This is a genomic window from Streptomyces erythrochromogenes (assembly GCF_040684695.1).
Taxonomy (GTDB): domain Bacteria; phylum Actinomycetota; class Actinomycetes; order Streptomycetales; family Streptomycetaceae; genus Streptomyces; species Streptomyces erythrochromogenes_C.
In genome coordinates, this window is record NZ_JBFBGM010000019.1 from 43033 (window position 1) to 68090 (window position 25058).

Here is a 25058-nt window from a genome sequence, read left to right on the forward strand (position 1 = left end):
AGGCGAGCGCCATGGGTCTGAAGAAGGCGGTCTACGAGCAGGAGCTGCTGCGGCTGCAGACGGAGCTGGTCAAGCTTCAGGAGTGGGTGCGTACGGAGGGCGCCCGGCTGGTCGTGGTCTTCGAGGGACGCGACGCGGCGGGCAAGGGGGGAACGATCAAGCGGGTCTCCGAGCACCTCAATCCGCGCGTGGCCCGCATCGCGGCCCTCCCGAAGCCGACGGAACGCGAACGCGGCCAGTGGTACTTCCAGCGCTACGTCGAGCACCTGCCGGCCGCCGGCGAGATCGTGCTCTTCGACCGCAGCTGGTACAACCGCGCCGGCGTGGAGCACGTGATGGGCTTCTGCACCCCGGCCGAGCACCAGCGCTTCCTGCGCCAGTGCCCGGTCTTCGAACGCATGCTGGTTGAGGACGGGATCCTGCTCCGCAAGTACTGGTTCTCCGTCAGCGACGCCGTCCAGGAGGAACGCTTCCGCCGCCGGACGGAGGACCCGCTGCGGCGCTGGAAGCTCTCCCCGATGGACCTCGAATCCCTCACCCGCTGGGAGGCGTACTCCCGCGCCAAGGACGAGATGGTCGTCCACACGGACACCGAGGACTGCCCCTGGTACGTGGTCGAGAGCGACGACAAGCGCAGCGCCAGACTCAACATGATCGCCCACCTGCTGTCCTCGGTCCCCTACGAGGACGTGGCCCTGCCGTCGCTCACCCTCCCGGCGCGGCCCTCCTCGACGGGCTACGTGCGCCCGCCCAAGGACCTCCAGAACGCCGTCCCCGACCACGCGGCCACCCTCACCCGCTGAGGGTTCCGGAGTCCCACCACCACTGGAGGGCCGGGATGCCCAGGGGGCGCGCCGCCTCCGGTGACGGGCGGTCGGAGAAGGCCCGCGCCAGCAGGTGCGGGCCGAGCCGGTACCCGTACCGGGGCGAGGTGAGTTCCCATTCGCCGGCGCCGCGTACGAACCGGTGCAGGGCGGCCACGTACCGGCGGCTCCCCGGCGCCGTCGCGGCGACCCGCTCGCCGAGTTCGAGGAAGCGACACATCACGCCGTCGTACTGCCCGACGGCCGCCGTCACAGCATCGGTGAGGCCCGCTCCGCCGCGGCGCAGGAGGGTGACGACGTCCAGGCGGCGGCCCGGGCGGGTGCTCTCCTTGCGGTACGACAGCAGGTCGTTGGCCCAGCCGATGAGGAAGGCGGCCATCTCCTTCAGGGCGGCCAGGCGCGGGTCGTGCCGCTCGGCCGGGGCGAGGGCGATGCCGTGGGCGTGTTCGAGGAACGGGAGGAAGGTGTCCACGGCTCCCGAGTGCAGGCGCATCAGCGCGTACTGCTCCATGCCCGGGTACTCGGGCGCCGTGCGCTGCCCTGCCTCCCACAGCAGGGACAGGAAGTACGCCCGCAGACTTTCGAGCCAGGTGGCGCCGGCGTGCGGGCCGAACAGCGCCTCGGTCCTGCGGCGCAGGTCGCGTACGGCACCGGCGACCGGGTCCCGCGCAAGCAGCGTCGCGGCGGGGTGCTCCGCGGCGTACAGCAGCCGGCTCAGGCGGTCGGCGAGCGCGGCCGGCCGCACGCCCAGCGGCCCGTCCTCGCAGTCGTCGTCCACGTGGAAGAGCCACAGCACCAGGTCGCCGAGGAGCTGGACCGCCTCCCGGCCCGCCCCGGGCAGCACGCGGGCGGCCAGCTCGCCCGTCCGGTGGCCCAGCAGCGCCTCGTGCCCCGGCAGGCCGTCGAGCCCCGCCGCGCGGGCCCACCGGCGGGTCCCCTCCTCGACCTGGCGGTGGTCCGGGTGGATCGCCCCGGGCAGCGGGCAGAAGAGCCGCGGCCGCGGCGGGGACACCGACACCGACGACGGTCCGGACACGACCCACCCCCTCGCACGCGCCGGGACCGACCCCCGGGCCCGGCCGGAGCATTCCCGCACCCCGGCCCCGCCAGGCCGGATTCACCCCCGTGCGCCACCCGCACCACCCCATGCGCGTGCCCGCCAATTCCTCCCGCCGGTACCGCAGATGGCGCCTCGGCCTCACGGGAGGAGCCGCGGTCGGCGTCCGAAACCCGCGGCTTGACGTGGGGGCGGTGGGGCGACAGCCTTGCCCGGAGTTACCGGTAGGTAGGGGCGAAGGGGTGGGCATGGACAGGGACGACGCGGCGCTGATGTTCCAGGGTGTCGAGCGGCAGGCCGAGCTGGTGCGCACCGGCAAGGTCACCTCCCGGGCCCTCGTCGAGGCCGCGCTGCGCCGCATCGGCCGGTTCGACCCCGCCCTCGGAGCCTTCCGCGTCGTCCTCGCCGACCAGGCCCGCGCCGAGGCGGACGCCCGGGACGCGGCGCAGGAGCAGGATCGGGGACCGCTCCACGGGGTGCCGATCGCCGTCAAGGACGAGTTCGACGTCGCCGGACAGGTCACCACCTTCGGCGGCGCCGCCAACCGCACCCCCGCCGCCGCGGACGGGGAGGCCGTACGCCGGCTGCGCGCGGCCGGTGCCGTCGTCATCGGCAAGACGACGATGCCCGAATTCGGCCAGTGGCCCTTCACCGAGTCCGACACCCACGGCACCGCCCACAACCCCTGGGACACCACCCGCACCCCCGGCGGCTCCAGCGGCGGCAGCGCCGCGGCCGTCGCGGCCGGCCTGGTCGGGGCGGCGCTCGGCGGCGACGGCGGCGGATCCATCCGCATCCCGGCCGCATGCTGCGGGCTGTTCGGCCTCAAGCCCCAGCGCGGCCGGGTCTCCACCGCCCCGAACGCCCATCTCTGGTACGCCCTGGGCACCGTGGGACCGCTGACCCGCAGCGTTCGCGACGCCGCCCTCCTCTACGACGTCCTCGCCGGCAGCACCCCGGCCGACCGCTGGAGCGCCCGGCCCGTCACCACCGGCTGGCTGCGGGCCCTGGAGACCCCGCCCGGCCGCCTGCGCATCGGCTACTCCGCCAAGCCCGCCGTACCCGGGGTGCGCCCGCATCCCGAGCACGTCACAGCCCTGCTGGAGACCGTACGGGCGCTGCGCGAACTGGGCCACGACGTACGGGAGGTCAACCCCCGCTACCCGGACGCGACGGCGCCGTTCGCGGCGCAGTTCTGCGGCGGGGTGCGCGCGGAGGCCGCCGCGGTCGAACGCCCCGACCTGCTGGAGGCGCGCACCCGGAGCACCCTCGCGCTCGCCCGGCTCGTCCCCGAATCCGCGGTGGAACGCGGGATCCGGGCGGGGGAGCGGCTGGCGGAGCGCGCCGACCGGATGTTCACCTCCATGGACCTGCTGCTGACCCCGGTCGTCGCCGCCCGGCCGCGCCCGGTGGGCGCGCTGGACGGCGCTGGGCTGCTGACCGCGCTGGCGCGCTCGCGCCCGATGGTCGCCTACACCGCGCTGTGGAACGTCACCGGACACCCGGCGGCCTCCGTACCCGCGGGCCTGGGCACGGACGGCCTGCCGCTCGCCGTGCAGCTGGTGGGCCGCCGCGACGACGAGGTGTCCGTCCTGCGGGTGGCGGCGCAGTTGGAGGAGGCCCGGCCGTGGGCCGCCCGGCGCCCGCCGCTGACCGACTCCTGACGGGCGGGTTCAGGCGAGGGCGTAGACCGCCGTCAGGCAGGCGAGGCCGACGGCCGCGATGGCCGCCAGGGCGGCTGCCACGGCCACGACGACGGTGCCGGCACGTTCCACGCCGCGCCGGTGACCGGCGGGCTTCCACTCGGGCTGGTTCATGGCTCCAGCCTGCGGGCACGCGGACGCCTCCGCATGAGTACGCGTACCCATGCGGAGGCGGTGTTCGGACCCGGACCGGCCGGCGCTACTTCACCGAGCCGGCCATCACGCCCTGGACGAAGTGCCGTTGGAAGGCGAAGAAGACGACCAGCGGGACCACCAGCGACAGGAAGGCCCCCGGCGCCAGGACACCGATGTTGCTGCCGAACTGCCGCATCTGGGACTGCAGTGCGACCGTGAGCGGCTGCGACCCGGTGTCCGCGAAGAGCAGCGCCACGAGCATGTCGTTCCAGACCCAGAGGAACTGGAAGATGGCCAGGCTCGCGATGGCCGGCCGGCCGAGCGGCAGCACCAGCCGGGAGAAGATCCGCCACTCGCTGCCGCCGTCCATCCGGGCGGCCTCCAGCATCTCGCGCGGGATCTCGGCGAAGTAGTTGCGCAGCAGGAAGATCGCGAACGGGAGTCCGTAGGCGACGTGGAAGAGGACGACGCCCGCGATCGTCCCGAACAGGCCCACCGCGCCGAAGAGTTTCGCCACGGGCAGCAGCCCGATCTGCACCGGGACCACGAGGAGCCCGACGACCACCAGGAAGACGCCGTCCCGGCCGGGGAACTCCAGCCAGGCGAAGGCGTATCCGGCGAGTGCCGCGATGACCACCACCAGGACGGTCGTCGGCACCGAGATCAGGACGGTGTTCCAGAAGGCCGCCCCGATGCCGGAATCCGCCAGTAGGGCGGTGTAGTTGTCCAGGGACAGCCGGGAAGGATCGGCGAGGGCCGTCCACCAGCCGTCGGCCGCGTTGTCCTGCTCGGAGCGCAGCGAGGACAGGAGCAGGCCCGCCAGCGGTGTGATCCATACGAGGGCGACCAGGATCAGGACGCCCTGGACGGCGGAGCTGCCCAGGAGGCGCGAGATCCGGGCCCCGCGACGCCGCCCGGGCGCGGACCCGCGGGACGAGGCGGACCCGCGGGACGAAGGGGACGCGGGCGGGGGCGAGGACGGGGCGGCGGGCCGGACCGCCGCCGTCCGCGGGGACGGGCCGTGCCGCTCGGCGGTGCCGTGACCGCTCATGCTCCACTCCTTCGGAAGCGCCGGACGTTGAAGATCATCGCCGGGACGACGAGCAGCAGGAGCACCATGCTGAGCGCGCTGCCGAGCCCCTGGTCGTCGCCACCGCCGAAGGAGACCATCCACATGCGGGTGGCCAGCACGTTCGCCTCCTCCTGGACCGGTCCGGGCGCGATGATCCAGACGAGGTCGAAGACCTTCATCACATTGATCACGAGGGTCACGAAGACCACGGTGAGCACCGGTGCGAGCAGCGGCACGGTGATCTTGCGGAAGATCTGGCCCTCGGTGGCGCCGTCCATCCGAGCGGCCTCCAGCGCGTCGCGGGGGATCGTGGCGAGGCCGGCACCGATCAGGACCATCGAGAAGCCGGTCCAGACCCACAGGTAGGCGCCGATGATGGCGGGCGTCACCAGCGCCGGACCGAGCCAGTTCACGCCTTGGTAGGGGGCTTCGAAGTTGGCCGCGGGCAGCCGGACGCCGTAGTCGCCGTCGGCCAGCCCGGTGAACCGGAAGGAGCCGTCCTCGGCCGTGGTGGCGGTGGCGGCCACCCGGCCGTCCCGCACCGCCTCGACCGTCATGCCGGGCAGCCCCTTCTCGCCCGGGTCGACCCGGCCCGGGGTGCCGGCCCCGCCGGGGGCGAAGTCGAGGTAGACCACGCCCCCGATCGCGTCGGCGGCGGGCGCGGCCCCCGCCGGAGCGGCGGGGTCGGACGCGGCCTTCGCGCCGGCCGGCAGCGCGTCGGGTGCGACCCCGATGAACCCGAGGCCGACCGAACTCCCCGGCCGCACGGTCGCGGTGGTGTTGTACGGGCCGCCCGCCCCGCCCGTCAGGCCGTGGCCCTCCCGGGCCCGGGCGGTCGGGTACGCGGCGGCGTCGTCGAAGCCGTCGTGGACGGCGACGGCGGCGGCGTTGAGGACGCCCCGGTCGGGGTCCTGTTCGTAGGCGAGCCGGAAGATGATGCCCGCGGCGAGGAACGAGACGGCCATGGGCAGGAAGAGCACCAGCTTGAACGCGGTCGCCCAGCGCACCTTCTCGGTGAGGACCGCGAGCAGCAGCCCGAGCCCGGTGAGCAGGGTGGGGGCGACGACGACCCAGACCGCGCTGTTGCGGATGGCTTTCAGGGTGGCCGGGTCCTGCACGATCGCCGCATAGTTGGCGGCGCCGACGAACCGGTCGCCGTCGGCGTCGAAGAGGCTGCGGCCGAAGGAGAAGAGGACGGGGTAGACGACCAGCGCGCCGAGCAGCAGCAGGGCCGGCAGGACGAAGACGACCGCGAGGCGGCGCTTCCTGCGCCGGGCCAGGCGCCGCCCGTCCGCCGCGGGGCGGACGGTGGCGGGGCGGACGGTCATGGTGTCAGCCATGGCGCCGGCCTCAGTTCCCGTAGGCCTTGGCGGCCTCGGCCTCGAGCCTGGCGGCGGTGCCCTGGGGGTCCGACGGGTCGCGCAGGAAGTCCTGGAGGAGCTTCCACTCGCCCGCGCCCTTGGTGCCGCCGAACGCGGCCGGGGCCTGGTCCGACATGTCGAAGCGGATCGAATTGCCGGCTGCGATGAGGGAGTTGGCTGTGCTGCGCGTGGTGTCGTCGCCGTACGAGGCGAAGTCGACCTCGTTGTTCGGGGACAGGAAGCCGCCGGCGCCGGCCCAGACCTCGGCGGCCTCGGCGCTCGCCAGGAACTCGACCAGCTGCATGCCGGCCGTGGCGTTCTTGCCGTCCTTCAGGACGACCGCCGCGTCACCGCCGCTGACGACCGGCGCCCGGCCGCCGTCGACCGAGGGGAAGGGGAAGAACTTGGCGTCCTGCCCGAGCTTCTTGCCGAACTGCCCCTTGGCGACGCCGCCGACGAAGTCGCCCTCGTAGACCATGCCCGCCTTCGGCTCCGGGCCGAAGACCTGCGCGACCGACGTGGGGAAGTCGGTGCCCAGTGCCGCCTGGGCACCGCCGGCGACCAGCTGCTTGTCCTTGAACAGCTCCCCGAGGGTGGTCAGGGCCCGCACGACGCTCTCGTCGGTCCACTTCAACCGGTGCTGGGCCAGCTGGTCGTACTTCTCCGGTCCGGCCTGGGAGAGGTAGATGTTCTCGAACCAGTCGGTGAGGGTCCAGCCGTCCTCGCCGGCTATGGCGAAGGCCGGGCGGCCGGAGTCCGCGAGGGTGCGGCCGGTCTTGAGCATGTCGCCGTAGCTCTTGGGCTCGCCGACGCCGGCCTGGGTGAAGGCCTCGGGCGAGTACCAGACGGTCGACTTGTGGGCGGCCTTGAAGTAGAGGCCGTAGTAGGTGCCGTCGACGGTGCCGTAGTTCTTCCAGACCGGCGCGAGGGTGGACCCGGCCGTCTGGGAGGTCTGCTCGGACAGCGGCTGCAGCCAGCCCTTCTTCGCGAACTGCTGGAGCACGCCCACCTGGGGGACCATGACCACGTCGGGCGCGGCCCCGCCTTCGATCTTGCTTCCGACGAAGGTGGAGACGTTGTCGCCGGAGGGCACGAAGACCGTCTTGGCTCCGGTCTTCTGGGTGAAGGCGTCGAGAACCTTCTTGAAGTTCTCCTGCTCGGCGCCGGTCCACACGCCCGCCACGGTGACGGTCTGGCCGCTGAGGCCGCCGCCGCTCGCGGGTCCGGTGGCGCCGCCGCAGGCGGTGGCGCCGAGGGCGAGGGTGAAGGCGAGTGCGGTGGTGGTGGCGGCAGTGCGGCGGGTCGTCTTGCCGGGTCGTCGCATGACGAGTCCTTTCGGGAAGGCCAGGGGCTGGGGGGCGTGAGGACTGCGGGGTGAAAGGAGTTACGGGGCCATGGCCGCCGGGCCGGGAGCCGGGTGCTCGCCCGCCCACCAGGCCGCGGTCGCCGCGGGCAGCACCCCGTCGGGGCAGGGCCCGCTGGCGAGCAGCGGCGTACCGGGGACCGGCGCGGGCACCGGCTCCGTGCCGAAGTTGACCGCGCAGATCAGGCCGTCGCCGCGGGCCATGGCCAGTACCTGTGCGGGCGCGTCCAGCCAGCGCAGGGTGCCGTCGCCGAGCTGCGGCAGGGTCCGCCGCAGCTGGAGGCCGTCGCGGTAGAGGTGCCAGAAGGAACGGGTGTCGGCGAGGGCGCGGTCGGTGGCGTGCTCGGCGAACCACTCGGGCTGCGGCAGCCACGGCTTGACGCCGGCCGCCTCCTGGCTGAAGCCGAAGGGGGAGGCGTGCCCGGACCAGGGCAGGGGCACGCGGCAGCCGTCGCGCACGTGCTTGCGGCTGCCCGTACGGCGGAAGATCGGGTCGGTGAGGACCTCGTCGGGCAGGTCGAGGACCTCGGGGAGGCCGAGTTCCTCGCCCTGGTACACGTACGCGGCGCCGGGCAGGGCGAGCATCAGGAGGGCCGCGGCGCGGGCGCGGGCCGCTCCCAGTCCGCTGCCCTCGACCCCGGGCTCGCCCGCATAGCGGGTGACCGTGCGGACCTGGTCGTGGTTGTTGAGGACCCAGGTCACGGTGGAGCCGGTGCCGGCGATGTCGCGTATCGCCTCGCTGATCGTCGTACGGAAGGCGTCGGCGTCCCAGGGGGCGCTGAGCAGGTCGAAGAAGAACGCCTGGTGCAGCTCGTCGGGGCGGACGTACTCGGCGTGCTCGCGGGCGGTGGGCACGGACACCTCGCCGACCAGCAGCCGCTCGTGGCCGTCCCGGGCGGTGTACTCCTCGCAGACCGAGCGCCAGCGACGCCACACGCCGTGCACCTCGGGCTGGTTCCAGGCCAGCTGGTTGACGGCGTCGCGGGCCCGCTCGTCCGCGGCGGGGTCGTCGGAGTCGGGCAGCCCGGGGTGCTTGAACAGCCCGGCGGCGACGTCGATCCGGAAACCGTCGACGCCCCGGTCCAGCCAGAAGCGGAGCACGCGCTCGAAGTCGTCGCCCACGACGGGGTCGCGCCAGTTCAGGTCCGGCTGCTCGGGCGTGAACAGGTGCAGGTACCACTCCCCGGGGGTGCCGTCGGCCGCGGTGGTCCGGCTCCAGGCCGGGCCGCCGAACATGGCGTGCCAGTTGTTGGGCGGCTCCTCACCCTCCGGGCCGCGGCCCGGGGCGAAGTGGAAGCGGGAGCGGGCCGGGCTGCCCGGCGCCGCGGCGAGCGCTTCGCGGAACCACGGGTGCTCGCTGGAGCAGTGGTTCGGGACGATGTCGAGCAGCAGCCGGAGCCCGAGCCGGTGGGCGTCGGACACGAGGCGGTCGAATTCGGCGAGGTCGCCGTAGACCGGGTCGACGCCGCAGTAGTCGGCGACGTCGTAGCCGTGGTCGTGCTGCGGCGACGGGTAGAAGGGGCTGAGCCAGATGCCGTCGACACCGAGCTTCCTGAGGTAGGGGAGCCCGGCGCGCACGCCGGCGAGGTCGCCGACGCCGTCCCCGGTGCTGTCGAGGAAGCTGCGGACGTAGACCTGGTAGATCACCGCGTCGCGCCACCAGGGTGCGGAAGGGGCGGCGTTGCGGGAGGGGTGACCGGTACCGGCCGGAAGGGTGCTGAGCATCTCGCGTCGACCTGTCTCTGAATGCGAGAGCGCCCTGGATCAGGTGCGCTGTTATGCATGCATGTTAAGTAGCAGCGACGGGAAGGTGTCAACGATGTGTCCAGAAACAGGGGAAAGCTGGGGTGTTTTGTCACGGAATGCAAGGGTGCACGAAAGAAGGCTCCTACTTAACATGTAAGTAGGAGCCCTCGGAGAGGTGCAGAAGTGCGATCAGCCCGTGCGGGAAATCGTCCCGAGTTCGCGCGCCAGCCGCGCCACCGCCTCGTCGGGCGTCTGGCGCAGCGCCATCACGTCCTGCCCCACCGCCTGCACGGCCAGGCTCACCTGGTCGTAGCGCGGGCTCTTGGGGCGCGGCACCGCCGACAGCACGCTCTCGCGCAGCGTCGGCAGGTACGGATACGCGCGCACCAGCTCGGGATCCTCGTACAGCGCAGCGCGCACCGGCGGCAGCGAGCCCTCGGTGAGGACCCGCCGCTGGACCCGTTCGCTGGTGAGGTACGAGATCAGGTCGGCCGCCGATGCCGGATGGCGCGCGTGACGGCTGACGGCGAGGTTGGAGCCGCCGAGCACGCTGGTCCCGGGCCCGTCGGCGCCCGGCAGCGGCACGGCGCCGAACCGGCCCGCGACCTTCGAGCCGGCCGCGCTCGCGTCCGCGTACACGTAGGGCCAGTTCCGCAGGAAGAGCAGCCGGCCGTCCTGGAACGCCCTGCGGGACTCCTCCTCCTTGTAGCCGAGCGCCTCACGGGAGATCCAGCCCTCGCGCACCCCGTCGGCAAGGAAGCGCAGCCCGGCCCGTGCCCCGTCGGAGTCCACGGTGACGCGCGAGCCGTCGTCGCGCAGGACCGAACCGCCCGCCGAGTGCACGGCCTCGGTGACGTTGACGGTGAGCCCCTCGTACGGGAGGAACTGGCCGGCGTAGCCGTCCAGCCCGTGCCGCGGAGCGATGGTGCGCGCCTGGCGGGCCAGTTCGGACCAGGTCCGCGGCGGCTGCTCGCCCGCCAGGTCCAGGAGGTCCTTGCGGTAGTAGAGCAGGCCCGCGTTCGTGACGTACGGGACCGCGTACAGCCGTCCGTCGAACGTGGCCGTGTCCACGACCGGCCGCAGGAACGCGTCCAGCGGGAACCGGTCCCGTGCGAGCGGGGAGATCCAACCGGCCGCCGCGAACTCCGACGTCCAGGCGACGTCGATGTTCAGCACGTCGAACCGGTCGCGGCCCGATCGCAGTTCGCTGATCATCTGGGCCCGGGTCTCGTCGGCCGATTCGGGCAGCTCGACGAGCGTCACGCGCTCGTCGGGACGGCTCGCGTTCCAGTCGTCGAGGAGGGGGCCGAGGTAGTCGGTCAGGTCGCCCGCCGTCACCAGGGTCAGGGGGCCGCGGGCGTCGGAGGCGGCGGCACCCGCGTCGGGACGCACGCCGAGACCGGAGTACCCCGCCAGTACGACCGCCACCACCAGGAGAGCTCTACCCGCGGCACGCATCCACCGCATAGATTCCTCCCAGTGCACGATTCGGCTGCGCTGCCGGCCATCGTGGCCTATATATACCCGTTAGGCATGGGCGATACTAGACGTCCAGGCAGACAGGACGGCCGTCGGCGACATCCGGCCGGGCGCCAGTGAACGGTTGACTACGGAGCGGGAAGGAGGGGGAGCGAGTGCGGCTGGCGCTCCTTGCGCTCCTCACCCGTAGCCCTGCGCACGGTTACGAGCTCAAGCAGGACCTTGAGAAGCTCCTGGGCGCCGCGTACCCTCAGCCGAACGTCGGCCAGATCTACGTCACCCTCGGCCGGCTCGAGAAGAGCGGCCTGATCGAGGGCGAGGACGTCGAACAGTCGGGCCGCCCCAACAAGCGCACGTACAAGCTGACGGACGCCGGGCGCGAAGCCGTACTGGCGTGGTTCGAGGAAACCGCCGAGGAACCCCGGGTACGGGACGAGTTCTTCATGAAACTGGCGCTCGCACCGCAATCGGGTCTGGCCGATCCGATCGCCCTGATCAACAAGCAGCGGCGCCAGTACCTCAACACCATGCGGGACCTGTCGAAGCTGGCCGCCGCCGAGGACCGCGACAACAAGATCTCCCAACTGCTGATCGAGGGCGCCATGCTGCACCTGCAGGCCGACCTCGACTGGCTGGAACGCTGTCAGGAGGAGCTGGAATGAGCGACGACGCCACCGCCGCTCCAGCCGTGCGGCCCGCCGGCCGCCCCGCCGTGCCCATCGTCCGCGCCGAGGGCCTGACCAAGACGCACCACGGCGAAGGCGCCCCGGTGCCCGCCGTCCGCGGCGTGGACCTGTCCGTCCTGCCGGGCGAGTTCGTCGCCGTCACCGGACCCTCCGGAGCCGGGAAGTCCACGCTGCTGCACCTGATCGGCGGCCTCCAACGGCCCGACGGCGGCAAGCTGTGGCTCGACGGCGAACGGGTCGACGCCTACCGCGAGGCCCGCTGGGCCGTGCTGCGCCGCCGCAGCATCGGTGTCGTCTTCCAGTTCTTCAACCTCGTCTCGAACCTCACCGTCGCCGACAACGTCGAACTGCCCGCCCTGCTCGCCGGCGTCTCGCCGAAGGCCGCCCGCGACTCCCGCGCCGAACTGCTCGCCGAACTCGGCCTCGAAGGCCGCGAGCGCTCCATGCCCGGAGAGCTGTCCGGCGGCGAACAGCAGCGCGTCGCGCTCGCCCGCGCCCTGGTCAACCACCCCCGGCTGCTGCTCGCCGACGAACCGGCCGGCAGCCTCGACAGCAAGGGCACCCGTGAGGTACTGCGCCTGCTCACGCGGTTCCACCAGCGCGGCCAGACGATCATGATGGTCACCCACGACGCCCGGATGGCCAGCGCCGCCGACCGCGTCATCAGCTTCTTCGACGGCCGCATAGCCGACGACGCCACGCTCGGCGGCGGGCGTCCCGGGCCGGCCGGCGGCGTCTCCGGCGTGCTCGAACTGAAGGAGTGACCGTGCGGGCCACCCTGCGCTGGGCCCAGGCCGACTTCCGCGCACACCGCGGCGAAGCCCTGTTCGTCGTCCTGGCCAGCGCCGGGGTCATCGCCTCGCTCCTGCTGGCCGGCGCGCTGTTCGGCTACGCAGCGAACCCCTGGCAGCGGGTCTTCAACCAGTCCCACGGCGCCCACATCTGGCTGCACACCCGCGCCGGCGCGGACACCGGAGCCCTGTCCGGCGTGGACGGGGTCGCGGCGCTCTCGGGCCCCTACCGGACGACGGCGACCACGGTGGAGTCCCGCGGCGCCCGCGCCGGGGTGACCCTGCGCGCGGCCCCGGTGGAGCCACCGCAGACCGGGCGGCCGCTCGTCGGTACGGGCACCTGGCTCACCGCGCCGGACGAAGGCTCGGGCCCGGCCCCTGGCACCACCCCCGGCTCGGGACCGACCTCCGGCTCGGGACCGGCCTCGGGCGTCGGCTCCGTCGTGCTGGAGACCTCGGTCGCGCGGGCCCTCTGGGCGGAGCCCGGCGACACCGTACGCGTCACCGGGCCGGACGGCGCCCCGCACCTGCTGCGGGTGAGCGGGACGGCCGACGCGGCCGAGCCCCGCTACCAGCCGGGCGGCGCGGCGGGCATCGGCTGGGTGCTCCCCGCCACCCTCGAGGAGATCGCCCGGGGAGACACCGGACAGAGCGTGGGGCTGCGCCTGGAGGACCCGGACGACACGGACTTCATCGTCCAGCGGGCGGTCACCGTACTCGGCGCCGACCGGGTCGCCGAGGTCACCAAGTGGCAGCAGGCCCGCGCCGACGCGGGCGGCGACGACCGGCTCCTGGGCGCGATGTTCGCCGTCTTCGGCCTCGGCGCCCTGCTCGCGGCGGCACTGGCCGCGTCCGGGGCGATCGGAGCCCGCGTCCGGGGCCAGCTGCGGGACATCGCCGTCCTCAAAGCGATCGGCTTCACCCCCGGTCAGGTCGCCCGCGGCTTCCTCGTCCAGCACCTGGCCTTCGCCCTCCTCGGCGTGGCCCTCGGCACCACGGCGATCGCCCTGCTCGGCGCCCGGATACCCGGGCGGATCGGGGAGGCCGCCGCCGTCTGGGAGGACCTGCCCGGCCACACCGCCCTGATGATCGGCATCCCCGTCGGCGCGGTGCTGCTGATCGCTGCCTCCACCGGACTCTCGGCCTGGCGGGCCGGACGGGTGCCCCCGGTGCCCGTGGCCCGGGCGGCGCTGCCGACCGCCGCGCCGATGACCGCGCTCGGGAAGCGGGCGCTCGGCGTGCGGGTGCCGCCCGCCCTCGTCCTGGGATGGCGCGCGGCGTTCCCCCGGCGCGGCCGCACACTGGTGCCGGTGGCCCGGCTCGCGCTGCCGCTGGTCCTCATCACGGTCGCCCTCGTCTCCTGGTCGACCCTGGACCAGTTCCGCAGCCGTCCCGCGCAGATGGGGCTGGCCGCGGCCCTGACCGTACGCGCCGAGCAGCCCACCGGGCGGTCGGACGAGGAGCTGGAGAAGACCCTCGCGGCGGTCCCGGACGTCGAGGCCGTCCATCCGGGCGCCGAGATGGCGGCCCTCGTCCCCGGACAGACCGGCACCATCACGCTGCGCGGACTGGGCACCGCCGGCCGGCCCTACCCCTCCGCCGTGGTGGAAGGGCGCGCGGTCGCCGGCCCCGACGAGGCGGTGGCTGGCCAGGGGCTGCTGGACCTGCTCGGCGTACGGGTCGGAGACTGGGTGCGGATGACGGTCGGCGGACGGCCGCAGATCCTGCACCTCGTCGGCCGCACCATCGAGCCCGAGTCCGGCGGCCGGGTGATCACCACGACCCTCGACGCACTGCGCGAACGGGACCCGCAGGTGCGACCCGCCTACCACGCCCTGGTGTTGCGCGAGGGAGCCGATCCCCGGGCCGTGAGCGGCGCCCTCGCCGCGGCCACCGGCGGAAGCCTCGAAATCCGAGAGACACCCAACCCGGCCGACCGGCTGGAGCCCGCGCGCGGGGTGATCGGCGCCCTGATCGCGGTACTGGGCCTCATCGGGCTGATCGAACTGCTGACCCTGATCGGCACCGGCGTACGCGACCGGGGCCGCGACCTGCTCGCCCTGAAGGCGATCGGGCTCACGCCCCGGCAGATCGGCGCGATGATCGTGACGGCCGCCGGCCTGACCGCGCTCGCAGCAGCGCTGGTGGGCACCGCGGTGGGCCTCTTGTCCGGCACCTGGCTGGTGGACACCCAGGGCGCGTCCAGCGGCATCGGCGCGGGCATCGCCCAACCGCCTCCGCTGCCGGTCCTGTTGACGATGATCGTTGCGGCGGTGCTGGGTGCGGTCGCGGCAGCGGCCCTGCCGGCGACGCGGACGGCCCGCCGCCGCCTCGCGGACTCGCTCAGCGAAACCCTCTGAGGTCCCCGGGAGGGACCGTCCGTCCGGCGCGGCCGCAGCCGCGCCGGACGGACCGGGACCCCGGGGGACTACAGCCGCCCTCCGGTCGTCCACAGGCGGGACATCGCATCCGCCAGGGCGGGGTACCGGGCAGCCTCGCAGAGCATTTCCGAGAGCACGAGCATGCCGTAGGCGGTGCTCCGAGGATCGTCGTTGCGGTGCAGTCGGATGACGGCGAGGCTCAAGTGCCGTCGCCCCAGCATGATTCCGGCGCGCCGGACGGCGGCGGCCGTTTCGAGGGAGGCGCGGTCCCCGCCGAACGGCAGGGTCTCCGTCCGGTCGATGCCCTGCGGCGCGACCGCGTCCCGCACGTGGTGCACGGAGGCCTCCGGCCGGGCCAGGCCGTCCTCGACGAGGTTCCGGAATCCGGCGATGCGCAGGCTCGTGTTGCGGGGACGGAGTTCTATGAACAGCTCGACGAACAGCCCCCGGAGTTTGATGTGCAGGGGAAGATGGGGCATCTCCCCCTCCTTGCGCCCCGCTCCGCCGAAGAATCCCTGCGCGTCCTCCGCCTTCGCGCGGATGGTCGACGTCAGGGACCGGTACTCGTGCGCCGTGGCCTGCGCCGGGGAGAACAGGATGGGCATCAGCATGGCCGGACCGCCGGGGGAGAGGGCCAGGACCCGGACTCGTCGTCAGTGGTCCGACCGCAAGGGACTGGGCTGGACTCACACATACGCTCACCACCTTCGCCATCGTTGCGACCACCGAGGGACTCCACACCCTCATCGGGGGTCGGGTTCGGTCCGATGCGGACCTTTGTAGTCGTCGGGATCCGGGTGGCGAGAATTGTTGGCTGCCACTGCTAAGAATTCGGCGCGCGGAACTCGCCCGCCGGATGCTGTCGGTCTTTCATGAATGCCGGTGACAAGCCTTGTTGGCAATGCGCCGGCCGTCGTCGACGAGGACCGGCAGGAAGACGTCGGTGAACGTGTCCGCGCCGTGGACGAGCGTCTTCGGCTCTGCGCGACGCGCATGCCTCCTGCTCGCCGCGCACGTCTCCTTCCGGGGCGGCGGGCCGGCGGATCAGCCTCGTCCGCTCTTCAGCCGCCGGAGCACCTCGTCGCCCAAGCGGCGCTGCAGATCTGCCAGTTGGTCGTCCGTCAGGCCCTGGAGGTCGCCCGGTGCGCCCGCGCCGCCTCCCGCGCCCTTCGCGGCCTCCTCCTGTTGCTTCTGCTGCTCCCTGCGTTTGAGCTCCTGTTCCTCGGGGGAGCCGGGCGCCGCGTAGGCACATCGGATGAGGGCGCCGTCGGCGGCCTTGAGGCAGGTGGCCTCGCGCCCGTCGACCGGGCCCCTGCCCTCCACCCGGTAGCGGATGTTCTGCTCGCTGCCGACGGTGGCCGTCCACGTGCTGCCCCCGGTGGGGACGACCTCGAACACCTGGTCGTCGTTGTAGCAGCAGACGTCCCGGTACTCGGCCTTGATGAGCGCCACGAGCGCCTTCGGCGACGACCAGGCCGGATCGAGGCGGTGCACCGTCATCGGCGCGAGGGAGCCGCCCCGGTGACGGGTGGGCACCGTGGAGACGGCCACCACCGAGCTGGCCTCGCCCTGGGGGGTGAGGGGGGTGACGTACGCACTGCCGGCGGCGTCGCCCGCGCCCGCGGCGCCGTACCGCAGGGTGAACTCGGACTCGTTGCCCTCGTTGGCGCCGTCCTCGGACGCGTCCCAGCCGCTGCGCTCGAACCACCAGTCGCTGAAGCTGCCCACCGCCGCCGTGCCCTCCCGCTGGCGGGCGGAGAGACTCAACGGGTAGGAGGGGCCCGGGACCGCGGACGTGTCCGTGGTGACCGTGAGTTTCCCGGTCCTGCCGTCGTAGAGGGCCACGCCGGCGGGGCGTTCGGTCACGACGAGGACGCCGGTCTGGCGCTTGAGGGGGACCACCACGACCGGCGTGCCGTTCGAGCACGTCACGTAGGCGTCGTCGGCATCGAAGCGGACCCACCGCTTCACGGCGGAGATCTTCCGGCCGAGGTTGTGGCCGAACCAGCCGCTGATACGGGCGTCGGCCTTCGCCGTGTCGAAGGGACAGCGCACCTGGCTGCGACCGCTGCCGCCCAGCGGAACCTCCTGCACGAGGCCCACCTCGTACCCGGCGAGCCAGCCGCGCCGCTCGACGAGCGTGCCGAAGCGGTCGGAGTCGGGCAGATAGGTGATGTCGGAGATCTCACCGGTGACGTCGCCGAGGTGCGGGGCGGCCTGCGCCTTGCCGACCAGGTACGGGGAACGGGCGGAGAGCGCGGGGACCGGGTCGGTCACGATCTGCGCGGTGGCCATGTACGCGCGGTCCTGGAGGTAGGCCCCGTACACCAGCCAGCCGACGGCGAGCGCGAGTCCGAGGACACCACCGAGCCACGCCAGGACGGCGGTCGTGCCCGCCCCGCCGAGGGAACGCCCCGTACGCCGCCGGATCTGCCGCACCACCAGGGCGGTCGCGACGCAGCACGCCACCGCCAGCAGGGGCAGGGCGAACCACGAGAGGAGCTTGCGCAGCTCCCAGACCGCGATCGTCGTGTAGTAGGAGGCGTACCACAGCACGAACCCCGCCACCAGCAGGGTCAGTCCCCATCGCCATACCCGGCCCATCGGCCCACCCCCGCCCCCGGACCGGGCCCCCGCCCGGTGTCGCAGGCTCGATTCTGCACCCGGGGCCGGGGTTCTGTCACCGGCCGGGCGCCACCGGCGGGTTCAGCAGTGCTGCGGCCGCGGCGATGAAGGCGACGGAGGCTTCCTTGGCCGCGTGCCGCCGTACGTCCAGCTCGGTCCGGTCGGCCGCCCTGCGCAGCGCGTACGTGGCGTCCGCGGCCCGCTGGGCGGCGACGGCCAGTTCGGGGACGAGGACCTGGAGGCGGATGTGGGGCGCGGTGACCGCCGCCCGGGTGTCGTGGGACCTCGTCTCGGCCTCCAGTTGGTGCTCGGCCCCGGTGGTCCCGGCCAGCGCCAGGCGCTCCCGGTGGAACATCGCCGAGCGGTGCGCGTCCAGGGCGGCCGCGAACTCGGTGACGGCGCCGAGCATGTCCTGACGGTGGCCGACGGCGCGCTCCTCGGCCCGTGCGCTGCGCGCCGAACGGTGCTGGAGGAGTCCGGCGGTCAGCGCGCCGGCGAGGGTTCCGAGTACGGCGACGATCGAGGGCCATATGGACATCACGGGGCGGGTCCTCTCGGGCGGGGGCACACTCCATGATCACTTGCCCAGGGCGGCCGCCCGGCACACGTGAGCCGGACCCGGGCGGGGGCCTCCCGGTCATGACGGAAGGCCCCGGGTCGCGGGGCCTTCCGTGTGCCCGTGGCGCCTTCGCGCCGCAGCGTGTTGCGGCCGGGGTCAGCGCGCCAGGGTGTAGGAGGCCGGGGCGGACTTGTAGGGCGCGAAGCCGGCGTTGTCCTTGCAGCCGAGTTGTTCCCAGGTCTTCTCGTTGGTGACCGGGTCGGTGCCGGTCAGCCGGTACTTGCACGCGCCCTTGATGAAGTTGCCCCCGACGCCGCCGGGGAAGTCGATCTCCTTGTTCCACAGGTAGGGCGACTGGTAGTTGTTCACCCGCGCCGTCGCGTTCACGTCGATGCCGCCGGGCGCGTAGATCTCGTACACCCAGCCGGTCTGCGCCGCACCGTACGTGGCGAACCTCTTCGCCACCGACACGTCGCAGCTGGTGCTGAGGTGGGCGCTGAGCTGGCCCCCGCCCTTGACGATGTACTCCGCCAGCGGGGTGAGCTGGTCACCGCGGGGGGTGAATCCGGTCCGGAAGATCTCCTCGACGGTCTCCCGGGTGTCGCCGCGCCACAGGGTGTTGACGTCGTTGCGCCACTGCCAGCGCTCGCCGGCGGCCTGGGCCGCGACCGAGCGGGCGATCTGCGGGATCGTGGTGGTGCGCCACCAGTCGATGGCACGGTATTCGACGACCGGTCCACAGGGGGCGGTGGTCTCGTCCTCCGCCGCGGGCGCTGCCGCGGCGGACGGGGTGATGGCGGCGGAGAGCAGGAACGAGGCGGCGAGGACTCGGAGAGCGACCTTCAGCATGGCATGACGACCCATCAGTCAAACGGTGGGGGTGAGCGACATCCCCTGTATATAGAGGGGGTACGGGCCGCCGGGCACGGTCGGGCGGATGATCCACTCGCATGGGGGGATCAGTCATATCGGGTGCCCCGTCCACCCTCTCGGCCGACACCGACGTGGGGCAGGGGCCCGAAGCCGGGTAGGCGCCATCCATGAACAAGACAACCCTCGACCCCACGAAGGTCGCCCCCGCCCTGAACGCCGCCTCCGGGTGGTGGCTGAGGACGCTGGGCCGCATCGAACGCACCACGGTGGCCGATCCGGCCGTCCGCGTCCTCCAGCGGGGGATCCGCTCGCTCCCGCTGGGCGACGTGAGGGACCTGCTGAAGGGGAGGCCGCTGGGCCATCCCCTCCATCCCGTCCTCGTCCAGGTGCCCGTCGGCTGCTGGCTCTCCGCCGCGGTGCTGGACCTCGTACCCGGCGAGCGCCGCGGGGCCACGACCCTGACGGCCGTCGGCCTGGCGGGTGTGGCCCCCGCCGCGATCGCAGGCTGGGCGGACTGGGCCGACCAGCCGCCCGAGCAGGCCCGGGTCGGCCTCGCCCATGCCGCCTCCAACGCGGCGGCCGTCGGCTGCTACGCGGTCTCCCTCGCGGCGCGCCTCGGCGGACACCCGGTGAAGGGGCGGATGTGGGGATGGGCCGGGCTGGCGGCGGTGGCCGTGACCGGGGCTCTCGGCGGCCACATCGCCCACCGGCAGGACACGTTCCGGAAGGCGGTCAGCGCCCCCAGCGCAGGGCCGGCGTCTGCACCGGAGCGTCCCACAGCCGCAGGAGTTCCTCGTCCGCCCGGCACAGGGTCACCGAGCACCCCGCCATGTCCAGCGACGTGACGTAGTTCCCGACGAGGGTGCGCGCCACCGGCACGCCGCGGTCCGCGAGCACCCGCGCCACCTCCGCGTGGAACCCGTACAGCTCCAGCAGGGGCGTGGCACCCATGCCGTTCACCAGGGCCAGGACCGGCCCGTCGGCCGGGGCCGCGTCCGCAAGGTCGTCCAGTACGGCGCCCACCGCGAACTCCGCGATCTCGCGCGCCGACATCATCGGCCGGCGCTCGCGGCCGGGCTCGCCGTGGATGCCGATGCCGAGTTCGAGCTCGCCGTCGGGCAGGTCGAAGGTGGGGCTGCCCTTGGCGGGCGTCGTGCAGGCGCTCAGGGCCACCCCGAAGCTGCGGGAGGCGGCGTTGACCCGCCGGGCCACCGCCGCGACCTGCTCCAGCGGAGCACCCGCCTCGGCGGCGGCCCCGGCGATCTTCTCGACGAAGAGGGTGGCTCCGGTGCCGCGCCGGCCGGCGGTGTAGAGGCTGTCGGTGACGGCCACGTCGTCGTCGACGAGGACGCGCTCGACCCGGATGCCGTCCTCCTCGGCGAGTTCGGCGGCCATGTCGAAGTTCAGTACGTCCCCGGTGTAGTTCTTGACGATGAACAGGACCCCCCGGCCGGAGTCCACGGCCTTGGCGGCCCGGAGTACCTGGTCGGGCACGGGAGAAGTGAACACCTCGCCCGGACAGGCGGCGGACAGCATGCCGGGGCCGACGAAGCCGGCGTGCAGGGGCTCGTGACCGGAGCCGCCGCCCGAGACCAGGCCGACCCGACCGCCCTCGCGCGCCCCCTTGCGCACGACGACCCGGGCCTCCGGATCCACGTCCAGCTCCGGGTGGGCGGCGGCCAGCCCGCGCAGGGCATCGGCGACCACGGTCTGGGGACTGTTGATCAGCATTTTCACGCGTCTCTCCCGGTGGAGTTGCAGCTTCGGACTCCGACGGTAGGGGAGTGCGCCCGCGGATACAGGCAGACGGGGGTCCCGGCGTGGCACACGTCGCGCGCGGCGCTCCCCGCCCCGGGCGAAGAGCGAGGACAGGCCGATGGCCGGCACCTCGGGAGGCGCCGGCCATCGTCGGGTCGGGTCGGGTCGGTCAGGCGTCGCCGTCCTGGGCCGCGCCGACGAGTTCTTCGAGCAGGTCCTCCATGGTGACGAAGCCGAGGACGGTGCCCTTGGTGCCGGTGACGGCGGCGAGATGGGTTCCGGCCGCGCGCATGGCGGTCATGGTGTCGTCGAGCGGAGTGTCGAGGGCGACCTCGGTGACGGTGTGCAGGGCGCCGCGCGGGAAGGGAGCGGTGCGGTCCGCGGCGCCGAGGGCGTCCTTGATGTGGAGGTAGCCCAGGATCTCGTCGCCGGGGCCGGTGACCGGCAGACGGGAGAAGCCGTGGGCCGCCGCCGCCCGTTCCAGGCCCTGGGGGGTGATGTCGTGGGCGACGGTGACCACCCGGTCGAGCGGGGTCATGACATCGCCGACGGGCCGGGTGCCGAGCTCCAGGGCGTCCTGAAGGCGTTCGCCGTCCTCCGGAGCGAGGAGCCCGGCGGCGCTGGAGTCCTTGATCAGACGGGCGAGTTCGTCGTCCGTGAACACGGATCCGACTTCGTCCTTCGGTTCGACCTTCATCAGCCGCAGCAGGGCGTTGGCGAAGGCGTTGATGCCGAAGACGAACGGGCGCAGCGTGCGGGTGAGGGCCACCAGCGGCGGGCCGAGGAGCAGGGCGGTCGGCGCCGGGGCGGCGAGCGCGATGTTCTTCGGCACCATCTCACCGACCAGCATGTGCAGGTACGTCGCCAGGGTGAGCGCGATGACGAACGCGATCGGGTGGATCAGTGCCTCGGGGACACCGATGGCCTCGAACGGGGGTTCCAGCAGGTGCGCGATGGCCGGTTCGGCGACCGCGCCGAGGACGAGGGAGGACACCGTGATGCCGAGCTGGGCGGTCGCCATCAGGGCGGACAGGTGCTCGATGCCCCACAGGGTGGTCCTCGCCCGCCGGTCGCCCTTCAGCGCGGCCGGCTCGATCTGGCTGCGCCGTACGGAGATCAGGGCGAACTCGGCACCGACGAAGAAGGCATTGGTGATCAGGGTGAAGGCGCCGATCAGCAACTGGATCGCGGTCATCGGCCCTGCTCCTCGGTGATGGCGGAAACGGCGGGCGCGGTGATCGACACCCGGTCGGCGCGGTGGTGCTCTATGTCGAGTACGGACAGCTCCCAGCCGTCGACCCGCACGGTGTCGCCCTCGGCGGGGATGCGCTCCAGACGGGTGGCGATCAGGCCGGCCAGGGTCTCGTACGGGCCCTCGGGCGCCGTCAGACCGATCTCCGCCAGCTCGTCGAGGCGGATGCTCCCTTCCGCCTCCCACACCTTCCGGCCCTCGTGCTCGGGGCCCTCGATGAGGTCGGGGACCTCCAACGGGTCGTGTTCGTCGCGGACCTCGCCGACGACCTCTTCGATGATGTCCTCGACGGTCGCGACGCCCGCGGTGCCGCCGTACTCGTCGATGACCACGGCCATGGTGCGGGCCCTGCGCAGCCGTCCGAGCAGGCGGTCCACGGTCAGGGAGTGGGGCACGAGCAGGGGCTCGGTGATCAGGTCGGTGACGGGCGTGCCGGCGCGCTTCTCCTCCTCCAGGGCGAGCACGTCGCGGATGTGGAGGGTGCCGATCACGTTGTCCAGGACGTCCCGGTAGACCGGGAAGCGGGAGATGCCGGTGGCCAGCGTCAGGTTCGCGGCGTCGGCCGCGGTGGCGTGGGCCTCCAGGGCCTGTACGTCCACGCGCGGGGTCATCACGTTCTCCGCGGTCAGCTCCGCCAGGTGAACGGTCCTGACGAACAGCTCGGCCGAGTCCGCCTCGATGGCACCCTGGCGGGCCGAGTGCTGGACGAGTGCGACCAGCTCGTCCGGCGTACGGGCGGAGGCCAGCTCCTCGGCGGGCTCCAGCCCGAAGCGGCGCACCAGCCGGTTCGCCGTGTTGTTCAGGTGGCGGATCAGCGGCGCGAAAGCGGCGGTGAAGCCGCGCTGCGGGCCCGCGACGACCTTCGCCACGGCCAGCGGGTGCGAGATGGCCCAGTTCTTCGGCACCAGCTCCCCGACCACCATCAGGACGACCGTGGACAGGGCCACGCCCAGCAGGGTCGCGGTGGCGGAGACGGCTCCGGCGGGCAGCCCGGCGGCCTCCAGGGGGCCCCGTAGGAGGGCGGAGACGGACGGCTCGGACAGCATGCCGATCACGAGCGAGGTCAGCGTGATGCCGAGCTGGGCGCCGGACAACTGGAACGTGAGCTTCTTGGCGGCCTTCAGCGCGCCTTCGGCGCCGCGCTCACCGGCCGCGGCGGCGCGTTCGAGCTCGCTGCGCTCGACCGTGGTCAGAGAGAACTCGGCGGCGACGAACACCGCGCACGCCAGCGTCAGGCCGAGCGCGAGCAGCAGCAGGAGCACTTCGGTCACCGTGCCACCCCCGCTTCCCGGCTCGGAGTCTGCGGGCAGGGCGTGGCACGGCTCGTACTGGGAGGTTCACCCATTGCGGGTCTGCTGCTCCTTCTTCGATCGGCGGACCCGGCAGGGTCCGGTCTGCTGCATGCGGGTGGGACAGTATCCGCCGCACCATGGTAAAGGACGAGTAAAGCTCCTGGCCAGTCCGGGTGTCCCGGCGGGCATGCAGGGGTGTTTTCGGACTTTTCCGGCCGGTCCCGCGTATCGGTCCCGGGGTCCGCCCCGCTGCTCCTATGCTTCTACATGCGTGTAGATAATGCCAGAGCGGGCCGGGTCGGTCCGCTCCGCACCATGAAGGAGTGGACGCCACGATGGTGTTCAAGCGACTGCTCGGTTCGATCGGCGTCGGCGGACCGACGGTGGACACGGCCCTGGCCCCCGGCGCGGTCCTGCCCGGCGGCCGGCTCGCCGGAGAAGTGCGCCTCAAGGGCGGCAGGGCCGCCTTCGACATCGAGCACATCACCCTGGAGCTCACCGCCCGTGTGGAGGCCGAGACCGATGACGGGGAACACGAGGGCGCCGTCGTCTTCGACCGCTTCAAGGTCGGCGGCGGCTTCCGCCTCGACGAGGACGAAGAACGCACCCTGCCGTTCACGGTCACGCTGCCCTGGGAGACCCCCGTCACCGAGCTCCACGGGCAGCCCCTCGGCATCGTCCTGGGCGTGCGGACGGAGCTCGGCGTGGCCGGGGCGAAGGACAAGGGAGACCTCGACCCGCTCAGGGTCGCCCCCCTGCCCGTGCAGGAAGCCGTCCTGGAAGCCCTCGGACAGCTCGGCTTCGGCTTCATGTCGGCCGACCTGGAATACGGGCGCATCGGCGGCACCGGGCAGCAACTGCCCTTCTACCAGGAGATCGAGCTCACCCCGGCCCCGCGGTACGCGCACGCCATGCGGGAGGTCGAGGTGACCTTCCTGGCGAACGCGGGCGGGGTGGAGGTCGTACTGGAGGCGGACAAGCCCCGGGGCCTGTTCTCGGCCGGGCACGACGCCCTGACCCGCTTCACCGTCGGCCACGCCGGCGTCGAAGGGCGCGACTGGACGGCCGAGGTCGACGGCTGGATGCGCCAGCTGGCCGCCGGGCACGGCACCCGCTCCGTTCCCGCGCCGCACGGACCGGCGGACGCGTACGGCACCCACGCCGACAAGGGCGAGCACGGCCACGACCACCACTCCGCGGGTCCGGGCGCGGGAACCGTCATCGCCGCCGGCGCCGCCGGTCTGGCGGTCGGAGTCGTCGGCGGTATGGTCGCGGCGGAAGTCGTCGACGAGGTGGGCGACTTCTTCGAAGGGGACGACGACGAGGACGGGGCGGACGAAGAGGGCTGAGGGGGCTGGGGCCGGGGGGACTACGGAAGACCGACGAGGACCGGGCCGGCGGCGCGGCGTGCGCCGCGGCCGACGCCGAACGAAAGTGACCGCCATGAACCGCCTCCCCCCGGACCCGACGGTGCTTCACCCCTTCCCGGACCAGCCGCGCGTGGTGTTGCTGAAGCCGCTGGTGACGTCCGCTCTGATCGACGTGGGGGAGTACTCCTACTACGACGATCCGGAAGACCCCACCGCGTTCGAGACCCGGAACGTGCTCTACCACTACGGGCCGGAGAGGCTCGTCATCGGGAAGTTCTGCGCGCTGGGCACCGGGGTGAGGTTCATCATGAACGGCGCCAACCACCGTATGGACGGCCCCTCCACGTTCCCCTTCCCCATCATGGGCGGCTCCTGGGCCGAGCACTTCGACCTGCTCACCGGCCTGCCGAGCCGGGGGGACACGGTGGTCGGCAACGACGTCTGGTTCGGCTACGACACGATGGTCATGCCGGGGGTGCGCATCGGGCACGGTGCGGTCGTCGCCTCCGGCGCCGTCGTCGTGGACGACGTTCCCGACTACGGCATCGTCGGCGGGAACCCGGCCAGGCTCATCCGTACCCGCTACGGCGACGACGAGGTCGCCCGCCTGCTCGCGCTCGCGTGGTGGGACTGGCCCGCGGAACACCTCGCGGAACACGTCCGGACCCTCATGTCCGGCACGGTCGCCGACCTCGAGGCGATCGCCCCCGGCGGCTGAGCCGCCCGCCCGC

Annotated in this window: 22 protein-coding genes; 8 read left to right on the top strand and 14 right to left on the bottom strand. The window is 73.0% G+C overall.

Going from position 1 to position 25058, the window contains the following annotated elements; translation table 11 throughout:
- Positions 1-11: 11 nt before the first annotated feature.
- On the top strand, positions 12-803 hold the full coding sequence (ppk2, locus tag AB0O53_RS25550; protein ID WP_350995922.1) for a polyphosphate kinase 2: 792 nt from the start codon (positions 12-14) through the stop codon (positions 801-803).
- Here ppk2 and AB0O53_RS25555 read toward each other — a convergent pair.
- A complete protein-coding gene (locus tag AB0O53_RS25555) occupies positions 793-1860 on the bottom strand; it encodes a terpene synthase family protein (protein WP_350995460.1) in 1068 nt (355 codons plus the stop codon). The two genes, ppk2 and AB0O53_RS25555, sit on opposite strands and share 11 nt — an antisense overlap.
- 269 nt (positions 1861-2129) lie before the next feature.
- Between AB0O53_RS25555 and AB0O53_RS25560 the strand changes: the two genes are divergently transcribed.
- On the top strand, positions 2130-3545 hold the full coding sequence (locus tag AB0O53_RS25560) for an amidase (protein WP_365198511.1): 1416 nt from the start codon (positions 2130-2132) through the stop codon (positions 3543-3545).
- A 9-nt stretch (positions 3546-3554) separates the two neighbouring features.
- Here the strand turns inward: AB0O53_RS25560 and AB0O53_RS25565 are convergent, their stop codons facing one another.
- The 6 genes from AB0O53_RS25565 to AB0O53_RS25590 form a co-directional block, all read right to left on the bottom strand.
- Complete coding sequence (locus tag AB0O53_RS25565; RefSeq protein WP_365198513.1) at positions 3555-3698, bottom strand: hypothetical protein; 144 nt, start codon at positions 3696-3698, stop codon at positions 3555-3557.
- Positions 3699-3783: 85 nt separating this feature from the next.
- Positions 3784-4770: a carbohydrate ABC transporter permease gene (locus AB0O53_RS25570; RefSeq protein WP_365198515.1), complete on the bottom strand. Its 987-nt coding sequence runs from the start codon at positions 4768-4770 to the stop codon at positions 3784-3786.
- On the bottom strand, positions 4767-6131 hold the full coding sequence (locus AB0O53_RS25575) for an ABC transporter permease (RefSeq protein WP_403141995.1): 1365 nt from the start codon (positions 6129-6131) through the stop codon (positions 4767-4769). Before AB0O53_RS25575 ends, AB0O53_RS25570 begins: the two co-directional genes overlap by 4 nt.
- A 10-nt stretch (positions 6132-6141) precedes the next feature.
- On the bottom strand, positions 6142-7476 hold the full coding sequence (locus AB0O53_RS25580) for an ABC transporter substrate-binding protein (RefSeq protein ID WP_350995468.1): 1335 nt from the start codon (positions 7474-7476) through the stop codon (positions 6142-6144).
- Positions 7477-7536: 60 nt separating this feature from the next.
- The gene (locus AB0O53_RS25585) at positions 7537-9240 is read right to left on the bottom strand and encodes a glycoside hydrolase family 13 protein (protein ID WP_350995470.1); all 1704 of its coding nucleotides are present in this window, start codon (positions 9238-9240) and stop codon (positions 7537-7539) included.
- Positions 9241-9450: 210 nt separating this feature from the next.
- Positions 9451-10728, bottom strand: a complete 1278-nt coding sequence (locus AB0O53_RS25590) for an ABC transporter substrate-binding protein (RefSeq protein WP_350995472.1) — start codon at positions 10726-10728, stop codon at positions 9451-9453.
- Between the two features lie 167 nt (positions 10729-10895).
- On the opposite strand from AB0O53_RS25590, the gene AB0O53_RS25595 reads away from it, so the two are divergent.
- Genes AB0O53_RS25595 through AB0O53_RS25605 form a run of 3 tightly spaced genes read left to right on the top strand, consistent with a single transcriptional unit; the run spans position 10896 to position 14577 of the window.
- On the top strand, positions 10896-11402 hold the full coding sequence (locus AB0O53_RS25595; RefSeq protein WP_031151728.1) for a PadR family transcriptional regulator: 507 nt from the start codon (positions 10896-10898) through the stop codon (positions 11400-11402).
- Positions 11399-12190: an ABC transporter ATP-binding protein gene (locus tag AB0O53_RS25600; protein ID WP_365198518.1), complete on the top strand. Its 792-nt coding sequence runs from the start codon at positions 11399-11401 to the stop codon at positions 12188-12190. The genes AB0O53_RS25595 and AB0O53_RS25600 overlap by 4 nt, the downstream gene beginning before the upstream one ends.
- A 2-nt stretch (positions 12191-12192) precedes the next feature.
- Entirely contained in the window at positions 12193-14577 is a 2385-nt protein-coding gene (locus AB0O53_RS25605) for an ABC transporter permease (RefSeq protein WP_350995478.1), read from the top strand.
- Positions 14578-14645: 68 nt separating this feature from the next.
- On the opposite strand, the gene AB0O53_RS25610 is transcribed toward AB0O53_RS25605, so the two are convergent.
- The 4 genes from AB0O53_RS25610 to AB0O53_RS25630 form a co-directional block, all read right to left on the bottom strand.
- A complete protein-coding gene (locus tag AB0O53_RS25610; protein ID WP_350995480.1) occupies positions 14646-15209 on the bottom strand; it encodes a ribosome-inactivating family protein in 564 nt (187 codons plus the stop codon).
- 433 nt (positions 15210-15642) lie between these two features.
- Positions 15643-17202 carry an AzlD domain-containing protein gene (locus AB0O53_RS25620; RefSeq protein ID WP_365198522.1) on the bottom strand — a complete coding sequence of 520 codons (1560 nt, stop codon included), beginning with the start codon at positions 17200-17202 and terminating at the stop codon, positions 15643-15645.
- 76 nt (positions 17203-17278) lie between these two features.
- A complete protein-coding gene (gene kilB / locus AB0O53_RS25625; protein ID WP_365198524.1) occupies positions 17279-17761 on the bottom strand; it encodes a plasmid transfer protein KilB in 483 nt (160 codons plus the stop codon).
- A gap of 177 nt (positions 17762-17938) precedes the next feature.
- The gene (locus AB0O53_RS25630) at positions 17939-18646 is read right to left on the bottom strand and encodes a scabin-related ADP-ribosyltransferase (protein ID WP_350995486.1); all 708 of its coding nucleotides are present in this window, start codon (positions 18644-18646) and stop codon (positions 17939-17941) included.
- A 176-nt stretch (positions 18647-18822) separates the two neighbouring features.
- Between AB0O53_RS25630 and AB0O53_RS25635 the strand changes: the two genes are divergently transcribed.
- The gene (locus tag AB0O53_RS25635) at positions 18823-19500 is read left to right on the top strand and encodes a DUF2231 domain-containing protein (RefSeq protein WP_350995487.1); all 678 of its coding nucleotides are present in this window, start codon (positions 18823-18825) and stop codon (positions 19498-19500) included.
- On the opposite strand, the gene dhaK is transcribed toward AB0O53_RS25635, so the two are convergent.
- The 3 genes from dhaK to AB0O53_RS25650 form a co-directional block, all read right to left on the bottom strand.
- Entirely contained in the window at positions 19388-20392 is a 1005-nt protein-coding gene (gene dhaK / locus AB0O53_RS25640; protein WP_350995488.1) for a dihydroxyacetone kinase subunit DhaK, read from the bottom strand. The two genes, AB0O53_RS25635 and dhaK, sit on opposite strands and share 113 nt — an antisense overlap.
- Positions 20393-20582: 190 nt before the next feature.
- Positions 20583-21608: a hemolysin family protein gene (locus AB0O53_RS25645; protein WP_350995490.1), complete on the bottom strand. Its 1026-nt coding sequence runs from the start codon at positions 21606-21608 to the stop codon at positions 20583-20585.
- Entirely contained in the window at positions 21605-22936 is a 1332-nt protein-coding gene (locus AB0O53_RS25650) for a hemolysin family protein (protein ID WP_350995491.1), read from the bottom strand. The genes AB0O53_RS25645 and AB0O53_RS25650 overlap by 4 nt, the downstream gene beginning before the upstream one ends.
- Positions 22937-23292: 356 nt before the next feature.
- Between AB0O53_RS25650 and AB0O53_RS25655 the strand changes: the two genes are divergently transcribed.
- Together AB0O53_RS25655 and AB0O53_RS25660 are read left to right on the top strand one after the other, a co-directional pair.
- On the top strand, positions 23293-24306 hold the full coding sequence (locus tag AB0O53_RS25655; protein ID WP_365198647.1) for a sporulation protein: 1014 nt from the start codon (positions 23293-23295) through the stop codon (positions 24304-24306).
- A 94-nt stretch (positions 24307-24400) separates the two neighbouring features.
- Positions 24401-25045, top strand: a complete 645-nt coding sequence (locus AB0O53_RS25660) for a CatB-related O-acetyltransferase (RefSeq protein WP_365198527.1) — start codon at positions 24401-24403, stop codon at positions 25043-25045.
- The last annotated feature ends 13 nt before the right edge of the window (positions 25046-25058 follow it).